Source organism: Streptococcus sanguinis, from assembly GCF_026781265.1.
Taxonomy (GTDB): Bacteria; Bacillota; Bacilli; order Lactobacillales; family Streptococcaceae; genus Streptococcus; species Streptococcus sanguinis_T.
In genome coordinates, this window is sequence record NZ_JAKUVC010000004.1 from 272,070 (window position 1) to 284,298 (window position 12,229).

Sequence of the window (12,229 nt, forward strand, 5' to 3'; positions counted from 1 at the left end):
AAAGGTTGAGATATGGGCAAAAGTATTTTATTTGTTTCACCAACAGGAACTTTGGATAACGGTGCTGAGAAATCTATTACAAATTTGATGGTTTATCTAGCACAGTTAGATTACAATATTTTTAATGTTTATCCTGAAAATGGACATCCTACACATAGAGCGTATCGAGATAAATTACAGGATGCAGGTGTTAAATTATTTCCACTTACGACTGTAAAATGGTGGTGGGAAGAAGCGCCAGGGAATCATCTTTTGTCGAAAGAAGAAAGAGTTCTGTTTTACCAAAAGAATATTCAAGATATAAGGGATATTATTTCAAAAAATAAAATTGAACTGGTTATTTCTAATACTGCGAATGTATTTCAGGGTGCTTTGGCAGCGGCTTGTGAATCAGTTCCACATTTTTGGCTTATTCACGAATTTCCCGAAAGAGAGTTTGCCTATTATGTAGACAAGTTCGATTTTATGCTTGATAATTCAGAAGAGGTTTTTGCTGTCCAAGGCAATTTGAAAAAGTCGCTGGAAAAAATTGGAAATCGAAATCTTAAGTTGCAATCGTTTATTCCTTTTACAGAAATCTCTAATGAATCACTTGGTAAAGGAGAACAAATAAGAATAGTTTCCGTTGGTTTAATTAATGAAAATAAAAATCAGATGGAGCTGTTGCAAGCCTATCTTAAGCTAGGAAGATTTGATATCCCCTTAATTTTTATAGGAGATTGGGAAGAAGAGATTAAGCAGGAATGTGACGAATTTATAGAGAAACATTCATTGACTCAGGTAAGGTTTTTAGGATATCGGAATCTTCCATGGAAAGAAATCACATCTTCGGATATCTGTGTTTTCAATTCTAAATCAGAATCGTTCTCCTTGGTTTTCATTGAGGCAATTCTAAAAGGAGTTCCTACAATTGTTTCTGATAATTTAGGATATTCTACAGTTCGTAATATTTTTAATACAGGATTTGTATATCCTCTAGGCAATATAGAATCTCTTACAGAAACTTTAGAAAATGTGATTGAAAATTTCCAAATTTATAAATGTGCTTCATTGGAGACCAGTCAAGTAGCTAAGCAACTTTACACCATTGAAAATTGTTATAAAGCCCTTTTAAGTAGAATTGAAAAATCTTTGTCTCCTGTAAAGAATAGCTTGCAAGCAATTGAATTGCTACTGGGAAATACTTTGCCAAACCATAGTGTATTTGATATTAAGAAACAATTTGTAACATTCTTTTACTCAAAATTAGGAGAAAATTTTTCAGAAGAAAACAGTTTGAGATTTCCATTGGAATATTCTGATGAAATTTACGTTAAACTTCCTTCTGATGTTATGAGGTTGAGGGTAGATTTATCTGAGATTCCCAGTTATTATAAAAATGTAAAACTGCAGACCTATAAAAAACATGAGGAGATTCCCATTGATTTTACAAATGGAATAGCTTTAGCAGATAGTTTACTTTTCGGTAAAAATGATCCTCAAATTCATTATAATTTAGAGAGTATTTCTGAAACGAAATTTACCTTTTTTTATGAGATGAAAGATATTTTTGAACCAATGAGGGAAGGATCACTTTTAACTGAATTATCAGAACTTCATTTAGACAATTTATCTTTGCAAGAAAGAATAATTCAATTAGAAGAGCAATACCAGGCATTAAACCAGCAATATCATGCTATAATCGGAAGCAGGCGTTGGCAGCTTTCGACTAAAATTATAAACTTCTTTAGGAGAAAGAAATGAAACGATTATTAATTTATGTTCATTTTAATAAATATGATCATATCAGCCGCCATGTTCATTATCAACTTGAGCATATGAGACCTTTATTTGAAAAATTAATATTTATTTCAAATAGTCAACTTAGTGAATCTGAAGTTGATAAACTTCGTGAAAAAGGGTTGATTGATGTCTTCCTTCAACGGGAAAATACTGGTTATGATTTTGGTGCTTGGCATGATGGAATGGAGTTGGTTGGTTTTGAATCACTGAAAGAGTATGATTCGGTGACTGTCATGAATGATACTTGTTTTGGACCACTTTGGGATATGGAGCCAATTTATCAAAAATATGAATCAGATTCTGATATTGATTTTTGGGGAATGACGAATCATCAAGAAGTTAAGCAACGAAATTTGTTTATTAACGAGCATCTTCAATCATATTTTATTTCTTTCAAGAAAAATCTAGTTCAATCAGAAATTTTTCAAATTTTTTGGAAATCTGTTGAAAATTATACAGATGTACAAAATGTTATTGACAATTATGAAACACAATATACGAAAAAATTTACTGATGCAGGATTCCAATATCAAGCTATTTTAAATACTCTTTCACTAAAGGAAGATTTTTTCCATAGTAATTTTACTATTCATTATCCACATATTCTTTTGGAATATAAGGTTCCTTTTATTAAAATTAAAACTTTTGATTTAAGTCAACATTTATCTCCATATTTACTGAAAGAGATTGAAGAGGTGTCTGACTATCCGGTAGAATTTATCTTGTCTCATATGTCAGATGTCAGTCAACCAACACCGCCTTATCTGATTGATAGAAAGGTCCTTCAAAATAAAAATGATGCATATTCAAACAAAAAGAAAGTAGCTGTACATCTCCATACATTTTATGTAGACTTATTAGAAGAATTTTTGGATGGATTCCAATATTTTAATTTTGATTATGACCTATTTTTAACAACTGATTCGGAAAATAAAAAATCAGAAATTGAAATTATTTTAGCAAAACGGCATCAAAAAGCGAATATTTATTTAACAGGAAATCGTGGACGAGACATTATTCCTATGTTGAAGCTAAAGGAAGAGCTATCGTCTTATGATTACATTGGACACTTCCATACCAAAAAGTCTCCAGAATATCCATATTGGGTTGGTGATTCCTGGAGAAATGAACTTTTTGATATGCTGATAAAACCTGCCAATTCGATTCTCGTTAATTTAGAAAATAATGAACGATTGGGACTTGTGATTGCAGATATACCAACCTTTTTCCGCTATACAAAGATTGTGGATCCTTTAAATGAAAATAAATTTGCGGACGATATGAATATCCTTTGGGAAAGAATGAATATCGATCGAGCTATAGATTTTAATAGTTTGAACACTTTTATTATGAGTTATGGTACATTTATATGGTTCAAATATGATGCACTAAAGCCTCTGTTTGACATAGAACTTAAAGATGAGGATATTCCGAAAGAGCCACTTCCACAGCATACAATATTACACTCTATTGAGCGCATTTTAGTTTATCTAGCTTGGTCGCAGCGATTTGATTATGCTATTTCTCGAAATGAAATATATATCACACCTTTTGTTGATAATAATGTTTTAAATATTCGTCCGGACACCTTACCAAATACCTATGTAAACTTTGATAATATAGGAGGTTTAAAAGGTGCGGCTAAATATATTTTCCTTGGTCCAGCAAGTGCAATTAAATATATTGTTAAGAGGATGATTAGAAAGATTAGGAATTAGATTAAAATGTTTGGAAAAAAAAAGCGCAAAATAGATTATAGTTCTTTTTATACTAAATACAAAGATTATCGATTTACAGTACTTAAATATCTATTCTCTATTATTATTAGCTTTTTAACGTTGAAGACAACAGGGAATTTACTATATGTCATTGTTCCTTTGCTAGAGTTGATTATTATTTTTCTTGTTTCAAATTTTTTCATTAAAAAACATCAAATTATTGGGTGCTTTATTAATAATTTGTTTATTCTCTTCTATAACGTCGAGATATTAGTTCTTTTTTTTGGAAATAGCTTTGTAACTCTTATTATGTTAAATAATCTAAGCTCCTGGGAGGCTCTTAAAGGAAGAATTTTTATTTTTGGTTTAGGTATTGTTTTATTATTAATCTTTAGTTTCCTACCGACTAAGTATGTTGAAACACAGAATAAGATTACCTACTACCTTTATAAATATAATGTTGTTTCTCTGTTTCTTTTGAGTGCTGCACTCACTCTAAACTTATCTTTGGGAGGATTCTTTGGTTTTAAGTATTCTCCAGGTAAGTCGGTCTATGATTTAGCAGTTGCTGAGTATGATTATATTCAGCTGATTCAAAAAGCGGAAAGAGAGTCTACAGAGAAGAAAAAACTTTTCTACAAAGAGGAAGTTGGAGACTTTATCAAAAAACCGAAAAATATACCAGAGAAACCTAATGTGATTCTTATTTTTACAGAGGGAATGTCTCAGCATATTATTGATGATGAGAGAAATATCACTCCTAATATTAAAGAATTACAATCAAAATCTTTGAATTTTTCAAATTATTATAATCATACCTTTGCAACTTATAGAGGGATAATTGGTCAACTGTATTCAGGTTATCAGTTAGATAACTCTGATCAGAACCATCTGATTTCTCTGCAGAGTATTTTGAAGAAAGAAGGTTATCATACTTCTTTTATTAATACAGAAGCTCATAATGAAGAATTCACTTCTTATTTAAATCATTTAGGTTTTGATTCTGTTCTAGATGCACAGCCTTCTAAGGGGGAGGAAAGTACATTCGATAAGGATGCCTATAAAGAACTTAATAAATTGATAACTAATCAGCCTGATGGTCAGCCTTTCTTTATCTCAATGTATACTTTTGGTACACATATTGGCATGAATTCATTTGATAGAAAATACTCAGATGGAAATGACCGTTTGTTAAACCGTTTTTATGATTTAGATATACAATTTGGGAAATTCATCGAAAAATTTAACAATAGTAAATATTCGGAAAATACAATTTTAGTCTTCACAACCGACCATGCAACTTATGTTGATGATGAATACAGGAAGTCATTTCCTAATCAGTCTAGAGGAATGGGCAATCTTGACAAAGTACCTTTTTTCATCTATTATAAAGGAGTCGATCCTCAAATACTAGATGCTCAGGGGCAAAATTCTGTTAACCTTACTCCAACTATTTTAGATTATTTAGATATTTCTAGGGAAAATTATTTCTTAGGTAATTCATTATTTGCTAATAAGGAGTACAGGACAGTTTTTAGCAGCTTATTTGTTTCAGAATTAACTTATGCAAATACATCTGATGCTGTAGTTCGATACTTATCTAAACACGAAGAAGAAAAGATGGAGACGTATATTGTGGATTATTATTCCTCAGCAAGATGGTAAGACTGTTGTAACAATAGTGTTTTTTATAAAACAAGGAGATAGAATATAAAATGAAAGAAAAAATTGCGGTATTGCTTCCAGCATATAATGAAGAAATAACTATTCAAAAGGTTATAAGGGATTTTCAGACAGTTCTACCTCAAGCAGACATTTATGTTTATGATAACAATTCAAAGGATAGAACTAATGAACTGGCTAGAGAAGCTGGAGTTTTTGTAAAATTTGAGCCTAGGCAAGGCAAAGGGAATGTAGTCCGTTCTATGTTCAGAGAAATTGATGCTGATTATTATATTATGGCTGATGCAGATGATACCTATCCAGCAGCTGAAGTTGAAAAATTGCTAGCTCCTTTGCGTTCAGGAATGGCTGATATGACCATTGGAGATCGTCTTTCAAACGGAACCTATTCCCAAGAAAATAAACGTGGTTTCCATGATTTTGGTAATAATTTAGTCAAGTACTTGATTAACTCTCTATATAAGGGAAACTACAATGATATTATGACTGGCTACCGTGGCTTTAACCGACTTTTTGTTAAGACATTTCCTGTCTTGTCTCCAGGATTTGAAATTGAAACAGAGCTTTCTATTCATGCTATGGATAAGCGTTTCAAACTAGTAGAAGTACCAATCACTTACAAGGATCGTCCTGAGGGAAGTGAGTCTAAACTCAGCACGTTTTCTGATGGTTTTAAGGTTCTTAAAATGATTTTTAGTCTATTTAAAGACTATAAGCCATTGGTATTCTTTTCTATTTTAGCTTTTTCCTTATTTTGGGTAGGACTTATTATTGGATTACCGGTTATTGCAGAGTTTGCTAATACAGGCCTGATTGACAAATTGCCATCAGCAGTTTTAGCGACAGGATTTATGATTTTAGCAGGTTTGTTTTTTATTGCTGGTATCATTTTAGATACAGTAGTTCGACAAAACCGAATGCAGTATGAACTCGAGGTTTATCAATACTATGATTAATGCTTTTAATAAGGCTATAAAATACAGATATGCTTTAGCTCTGGTAGTCTTTATTCTTGGCTTAGCACTGAATCTTAATGGTAGTTCCATAGCGAGCTGGAATAGAATGGGGGTGACTGAGCTTCAGAATGGAGTTCAGTCAAAATCAAGAATTGAAGGAGATGGTAGCCAATGGTTATCACCTTTTTCAAATACAGATGGTGTTATTTTTGGCATTCCAAGAGGAATTAGATCTGATGAATGGATGGTTCAAACTTCATTTTTTATCTCTCAGGTTAATTCTGACAATCAACTTGTCAATGAGAATTATGGTTTGTCTGGTCAGAATATGATTGTAGCTTATCATTCACCAGTCAATCATATTTCTATTTTGGGTAAACCGTTTAACTGGGGAGCTTTATTCCTCAGTCCTTCTCGTGCTCTATCTTGGTATTGGTGTTTTAAGATTATTACTCTTATTCTTTTGTCTTTTGAGTTTATTATGATTTTGACAAAGGGAAATAAGGTGTTGTCTTTTATAGCGGCTTTCTTTATCACTTATACACCAGTCGTACAGTGGTGGTTCATGCAGCATTTGGGAGATGTAGTCTGGTTTACTTTACTAGCTTTGGTTTCTATTTATTATTATTTTAGTTCTGAAAAATTAATTGCTAAGATCAGTTTTGCAACACTTCTATCCAGTAGTCTGATCGGCTTTGTTTTAGTTATTTATCCCGCATTTCAAGTTGTTTTTGCCTATATTATTTTGATATATTTTCTCGTGAAGTTTTTTACAGCTTTGAGAAAAAAGCAACTGTCCAGAAATGATTGGATTATTATGTTTACAACGCTTTGTGTCACTGCTGTGATTCTGGGAGTTAGTATTTATCAAAGTTTAGATGCTATTATTGCATCATTAGAAACAGTCTATCCAGGCAGTCGAGTTTCTACAGGTGGAGGAATTCCTCTCACATTTCTAGTCACTATATTTTTAAATCTTTTTCTGCCTTATAAGCTTCCTACTATATTAAATCAAGTAGAATTAGCCTCTTCTCTTAATTTTCTTCCTTTTATGCTCTTGGCTTTGCCTTTTATCATATATAAGAAGCAGATTAAGGAAAATCTATTTGGAATTCTATTGTCTTTGTACAGTGTATTTCTCATGCTGTATATATTCGTTGGTGTCCCAGAATGGTTAGCAAAAATTACTTTATTCAGTTATGTGACATCAGGAAGAGCCTGGCAGGCTTTGGCTGTTATAGCAGTATTTATTAGTTTTTGGTTTATTGACTTTGTTTGGAAAATGGAATGCAAGAAGCTTTTTAAAGTTCTTCTGCCTATAAGTATACTTAGTTTTATTCTCTTTGCCTATTTGATATCTTACAATCAAGTTTATAAGGATTATATCTCAAGAAGCTATATATTACTGTCAGCTTTTCTGCTTTTCTTAACATTTTTGCTAGGAATTTTAAAATATAAGAAACTATTTACTCTATCTATGTTAATTTTATCTTTATTAACTGGTTTTACAGTGAATCCAATTGTTAGAGGAACAGCAGTTGTTGAGAATAAAAAGCTAGGAATAGCAATTAAAGACATGGTCAAAAGAAATCCACAATCTATTTGGTTGACAGACAACAACATGCTTTATAATTATCCACAAATGTTTGGAGCAAAAATGATTAATGGTGTCCGATTTTATCCGGATATAGAAGAAATGAAGAAGATAGATATCAATGGTAAATATGTTACTGAGTGGAATCGTTATGCTCATATTAAGCCAATTTTAGTTGATGATAAAGTAAGTATGTCTAACAGTAGTCCAGATGTTTTAGATATGCAAGTCAACACTGCAACTTTAAAAGAATTACATGTTAATTATGTTATTTCAAGTCGAGATTTAGCGATCAAGTTTGGGAAAGAATTCCAACTCCTATATGGTCCTGATAAAGACGGAAATAGAATATATCAAATTAATGTGGAGTATTAATAATAAATATATTAGGAGAGTACATAAATGGAGAGAATTGAAAAATTATTAGGAATAAAAGATAGAACATATGCTCGCCATGTTTTTATAGCACTTTGTATTAGTTTTGTTGTCGCCTTAGGTGCAGTACTATATAGAAATCCCGGTTCTTGGATGGATGAACAGTCTCATTATTATAGAGCGATTCAAATTAGTAATGGTGATGTTTACAAAAATGATAATGGGAATATGGCTTTATTTGGAGGAATGGTATCAGAAACCCAGCAATCTTTTATGGATTATTTTATAAAAAATGGGCCTAACCATACATTTGGTCTATATCCTTTATCAAAGGTTGGTAAATTTCAGTATTCTGAAAAAAACAGATTTCAAGCAGCTACCAATGCCGTTCCTTATCATCCTCTCGTTTACTTTCCCTATGTCTTGATTGTCTTATTGAATAAAATTTTGCATTTAACTCCAGCAACTGAATTTATTTTTATGAGATTATCCGGATTGGCCTTTGCCTTTTTCATTTTAATATTGTCCATTCGAATAATGCCATTTAGTAAGTGGACAATTGCTGCGCTAAGTCTTCATCCTACAATCTTATTAACAAACAGCGCTATTTCAGCTGATGTTTTTACAAATATTTCTATCATTTTTTTTGTAGCTTGTTTAACTAAAGTTACCTATAAAGTAGCAAAGTTAAAAAGTTTTCAAAAGTTAGATGCAATACAATTAGGAATATCGATTATCTTAATTTCTCTGGCTAAAGTACCAGCTTTCTTAATCATAATATCTGTTTTCCCGATGCTCTATTTTGCAAATAAAGAAAAGCTAACTAGTAGATTAATAAATATTTTTCTTTTATTTACTTTATTCTTCTCAATACTTTGTTCATTACTATTGATTGTATTGATAAAGGATGTAAATACAGGTGCTTACTTTGGGAGAAATGTAAATACCTTTAAGCAGTTATCTCATATTTTTTCAAATATTTTTAATTTTATAAGCATGTATCTTCGAGAGATTTTCTCTTATGATTATACAGTGATTCAGCTAGGGTATGCAGAGGAAGTGATTTATCAAAAGCCTCCTATCCTAGTTTCCATACTGTATTATGTTGCCTATGGACTCAGTTGGCTCTATCAAGAAAAAGAATATAGAGTGACTAAAATAGATATTAAAAAATTCAATTTAATTCAAATAGGCAAAATACTCTCTTTCTTCGCGATTATTTTATCCACCTTCCTTATTTTATATCTTCAATTTTCTATCGTTGGATCTGATATAATCGAAGGAGTTCAACAAAGGTATTTTATCGCCTATAGTTTGCTATTACTGACATTTATACCAAATATAGCAAAACTTAAACGACCATTTCTCAATGGTATAGTAGTTGTGACGTACTTTCCTTTGATTACTTATATAATTTACTTCTTTACTCAAATTTTCTAAATAATATTTCTAAACTTAAAAATCATAAATAAAAAAATAGAATAGGCAAGTCTACCTATTCTATTTTTTCTTAATTTATGCTAAACTAGTAGTATGGGGGTGTGAGCATGATAAAGATTTTCGGTAAGGTTCGCTATCACTGGCAGCCAGATGTAGCTATCCTGATAATATATTGGTCTTTATCGGTCATTCCGATTTTTGTTGGCCTGGCTTTGATGTATGAAAGCTCACGAGTGCCGACTCTTGTTCTGTTTTCTTTCTTCTTGTTCATGTTTTTGCTGGGAATGGGAGTTCATCGTTATTTTACCATTTATGACGATGGAACCTTGCGAATTATCACAGCCAATCCCTTTACTCCGATAAAGGTCAAGATTTCAGATATTGAAAAAGTCGAAGTGACTAAGACGTCAATTACCTTATATTTTAAAGGTCAGAGCCGCAGCAGGAGTTTTTGTATGCGCAAGTGGCCTAAGAAATATTTTGTCAATGCCCTAGCCCTTAATGAGCATTTTAAGGGTGAGGTAGAATTAGTAGATAATTTTACCCATATTGATTATTTTGAAGCTTACTATGGCAGTCAGTCCAAAAAATCCTAGTCTTTCAAAAGAGCTCGCGTTGGGCAGTTTTTGATGGCTTCCACGACATCGGGATCCTCAGCGATTTCCTTTTCTAGGAGCTGGTCGTCCTGGTAAAATTTGACGATGCCATTGTCATGATAGTCAAAAAGATCTGAGTAGGTTTGACAAAGCCCACAGGCAATGCACCGTTCGGGAATGAGTGTTACTTTCATACCCATATTGTAATAAGATTTTAAGAAAAACTCAAGGAGGAAGTCATGGAAAAAGAACCATGGGAAGAAGATGTATACGATAACGGAGAAGATAAGTTGAAACGAACTAAGAAGTTTAGCGCTTTGAATGCAGACCGCTTGTTGACCATATTAACCATTATTTTCTGTATTTTAGTGGTTGCGGTGGTGTGCTTTCTGACCTATCTGTCTACTGGTGGAAGTAATAGACAAACCCAAATGGAAGGTTTCTACGGCACTTCAGCAGCAAGCTCCAGCAGTGAAGCGTCTTCTACAGCAGAGCAGCCAGCGGCAAATACCACTGAATCCTCTGAGGGAACTCTGACTGTCCAGCCTGGCGAAGGTGAGGCAGCCATTGCGGCGCGTGCAGGTATTTCTATTGCCAAGCTGGAACAGCTTAACCCTTCTCATATGTCCACTGGTTCTTGGTATGCCAATCCAGGTGACGTTGTGAAGATTGAGTAGGAGCCAGCTATGAAACAGATTCAAATTGCGATTGACGGTCCTGCTTCCAGTGGAAAATCGACCGTTGCTAAGATCGTTGCTAAGGATTTTGGCTATACTTATTTAGATACAGGAGCCATGTACCGGGCTGCAACCTATCTGGCTTTGCGGCATCATCTGACAGAAGCAGATGCCACTGAAATTGTAGACTTGCTCAATAATCATTCGGTCAGTTTTGGTCGGGCGGAAGATGGCGAGCAGCTTGTCTTTGTCGGCGACGTGGATGTAACTCACCCAATTCGAGAAAATGAAGTCACCAATAATGTTTCCTGGGTATCTGCCATTCCTCAAGTCCGTGAGAAACTGGTTGCCTTGCAGCAGCAAATTGCAGCTCAGGGAGGGATTGTCATGGATGGCCGTGATATTGGAACCGTAGTCTTGCCTCAGGCTGAGCTCAAGATTTATCTGGTTGCCTCCGTTGACGAAAGAGCTGAGCGCCGTTACAAAGAAAACTTATCAAAAGGCATTCCAGCTGACTTGGAGAAACTGAAAGAAGAAATTGCAGAGCGGGATTATAAGGACAGTCACCGCGAGGTTTCACCATTGAAACCGGCAGAAGATGCCCTTCATTTTGATACTACGGGTGTTGGTATTTCTGAAGTTGTTGCATTTATCGAAGAAAAAGCGAAAAAAATCATTGACAAATAAAATGAAACTTGGTATGATAGTAGAGTTGAGAAAAGCAGAAGTGAGAGCTTCTCGCCTTGCGACTAACGTTGTCTGGCTCTACAGGATTCAGTTTCAGAAATGAAATACTATCATGTAGTGCGGGTTTGCGTTAGCAGGTCCGCACTTGTTTTTCTCTAAAAATAAAAAAAGAGGTGAAAACCATAGCAAAACAAGACTTATTCATCAATGATGAAATTCGTGTGCGTGAAGTTCGCTTGATCGGTCTTGACGGCGAACAATTAGGTATTAAACCGCTGAACGAAGCGCAGTCTCTTGCGGATGAAGCAAATGTCGATTTGGTCCTGATTCAGCCACAAGCTAAACCACCTGTTGCAAAAATTATGGACTACGGTAAGTTCAAATTTGAGTACCAGAAAAAACAAAAAGAACAACGCAAGAAACAAAGTGTTGTTACTGTGAAGGAAGTCCGTCTCAGTCCAACCATCGACAAGGGAGACTTTGATACTAAGCTTCGCAACGCACGCAAGTTCCTTGAAAAAGGAAATAAAATTAAGGTATCTATCCGCTTCAAAGGCCGGATGATTACCCACAAAGAACTCGGGGCTAAAGTTTTAGCAGATTTTGCTGAAGCGACTCAGGATGTTGCTATCATTGAGCAAAAGCCTAAGATGGATGGACGTCAGATGTTCATGCAGATGGCGCCAATTCCTGACAAAAAATAGATTGTCAGAAAGATAGA

The 12,229-nt window shown here is 33.8% G+C and carries 11 protein-coding genes and 1 other annotated feature; of the genes, 10 read left to right on the forward strand and 1 reads right to left on the reverse strand.

All coding sequences use genetic code 11. The features are described 5' to 3' along the window. Positions 1–12: 12 nt before the first annotated feature. The 7 genes from MK370_RS07115 to MK370_RS07145 all read left to right on the forward strand — a co-directional run bounded on the left by MK370_RS07115 (position 13) and on the right by MK370_RS07145 (position 10,144). On the forward strand, positions 13–1,743 hold the full coding sequence (locus tag MK370_RS07115; protein WP_268684727.1) for a glycosyltransferase family 4 protein: 1,731 nt from the start codon (positions 13–15) through the stop codon (positions 1,741–1,743). After that, entirely contained in the window at positions 1,740–3,500 is a 1,761-nt protein-coding gene (locus MK370_RS07120) for a rhamnan synthesis F family protein (protein WP_268684728.1), read from the forward strand. The genes MK370_RS07115 and MK370_RS07120 overlap by 4 nt, the downstream gene beginning before the upstream one ends. Before the next feature lie 6 nt (positions 3,501–3,506). Then, positions 3,507–5,165, forward strand: coding sequence for an LTA synthase family protein (locus tag MK370_RS07125; protein ID WP_268684729.1), 1,659 nt, complete (start codon positions 3,507–3,509; stop codon positions 5,163–5,165). Positions 5,166–5,215: 50 nt separating this feature from the next. Beyond that, entirely contained in the window at positions 5,216–6,139 is a 924-nt protein-coding gene (locus tag MK370_RS07130; RefSeq protein WP_268684730.1) for a glycosyltransferase family 2 protein, read from the forward strand. Further along, positions 6,132–8,108: a DUF7657 domain-containing protein gene (locus MK370_RS07135; RefSeq protein ID WP_268684731.1), complete on the forward strand. Its 1,977-nt coding sequence runs from the start codon at positions 6,132–6,134 to the stop codon at positions 8,106–8,108. The genes MK370_RS07130 and MK370_RS07135 overlap by 8 nt, the downstream gene beginning before the upstream one ends. A gap of 27 nt (positions 8,109–8,135) precedes the next feature. Next, on the forward strand, positions 8,136–9,548 hold the full coding sequence (locus MK370_RS07140) for a DUF2142 domain-containing protein (RefSeq protein ID WP_268684732.1): 1,413 nt from the start codon (positions 8,136–8,138) through the stop codon (positions 9,546–9,548). A gap of 107 nt (positions 9,549–9,655) precedes the next feature. After that, positions 9,656–10,144 carry an EbsA family protein gene (locus tag MK370_RS07145; protein WP_268684733.1) on the forward strand — a complete coding sequence of 163 codons (489 nt, stop codon included), beginning with the start codon at positions 9,656–9,658 and terminating at the stop codon, positions 10,142–10,144. Here MK370_RS07145 and MK370_RS07150 read toward each other — a convergent pair. After that, positions 10,141–10,338, reverse strand: coding sequence for a ferredoxin (locus tag MK370_RS07150; RefSeq protein ID WP_295345912.1), 198 nt, complete (start codon positions 10,336–10,338; stop codon positions 10,141–10,143). The two genes, MK370_RS07145 and MK370_RS07150, sit on opposite strands and share 4 nt — an antisense overlap. 45 nt (positions 10,339–10,383) lie before the next feature. Between MK370_RS07150 and MK370_RS07155 the strand changes: the two genes are divergently transcribed. The 3 genes from MK370_RS07155 (at position 10,384) to infC (ending at position 12,212) form a co-directional block, all read left to right on the forward strand. Then, positions 10,384–10,821, forward strand: a complete 438-nt coding sequence (locus MK370_RS07155) for an SAG1386/EF1546 family surface-associated protein (protein WP_002897255.1) — start codon at positions 10,384–10,386, stop codon at positions 10,819–10,821. A gap of 9 nt (positions 10,822–10,830) precedes the next feature. Then, on the forward strand, positions 10,831–11,508 hold the full coding sequence (cmk, locus tag MK370_RS07160; protein ID WP_268684734.1) for a (d)CMP kinase: 678 nt from the start codon (positions 10,831–10,833) through the stop codon (positions 11,506–11,508). Between the two features lie 26 nt (positions 11,509–11,534). Next, positions 11,535–11,665: a sequence feature (ribosomal protein L20 leader region), on the forward strand. A 16-nt stretch (positions 11,666–11,681) separates the two neighbouring features. Beyond that, positions 11,682–12,212 (forward strand): translation initiation factor IF-3, encoded by a 531-nt coding sequence (gene infC / locus MK370_RS07165; RefSeq protein ID WP_268684735.1) that lies wholly within the window; start codon positions 11,682–11,684, stop codon positions 12,210–12,212. Positions 12,213–12,229 lie beyond the last annotated feature (17 nt).

Coding starts and splice junctions, on each gene's coding strand:
- MK370_RS07115 (WP_268684727.1), top strand. CDS start 13: ATGGGCAAAAGTATTTTATTTGTTTCACCAACAGGAACTTTGGATAAC.
- MK370_RS07120 (WP_268684728.1), top strand. CDS start 1,740: ATGAAACGATTATTAATTTATGTTCATTTTAATAAATATGATCATATC.
- MK370_RS07125 (WP_268684729.1), top strand. CDS start 3,507: ATGTTTGGAAAAAAAAAGCGCAAAATAGATTATAGTTCTTTTTATACT.
- MK370_RS07130 (WP_268684730.1), top strand. CDS start 5,216: ATGAAAGAAAAAATTGCGGTATTGCTTCCAGCATATAATGAAGAAATA.
- MK370_RS07135 (WP_268684731.1), top strand. CDS start 6,132: ATGATTAATGCTTTTAATAAGGCTATAAAATACAGATATGCTTTAGCT.
- MK370_RS07140 (WP_268684732.1), top strand. CDS start 8,136: ATGGAGAGAATTGAAAAATTATTAGGAATAAAAGATAGAACATATGCT.
- MK370_RS07145 (WP_268684733.1), top strand. CDS start 9,656: ATGATAAAGATTTTCGGTAAGGTTCGCTATCACTGGCAGCCAGATGTA.
- MK370_RS07150 (WP_295345912.1), bottom strand. CDS start 10,338: ATGAAAGTAACACTCATTCCCGAACGGTGCATTGCCTGTGGGCTTTGT.
- MK370_RS07155 (WP_002897255.1), top strand. CDS start 10,384: ATGGAAAAAGAACCATGGGAAGAAGATGTATACGATAACGGAGAAGAT.
- cmk (WP_268684734.1), top strand. CDS start 10,831: ATGAAACAGATTCAAATTGCGATTGACGGTCCTGCTTCCAGTGGAAAA.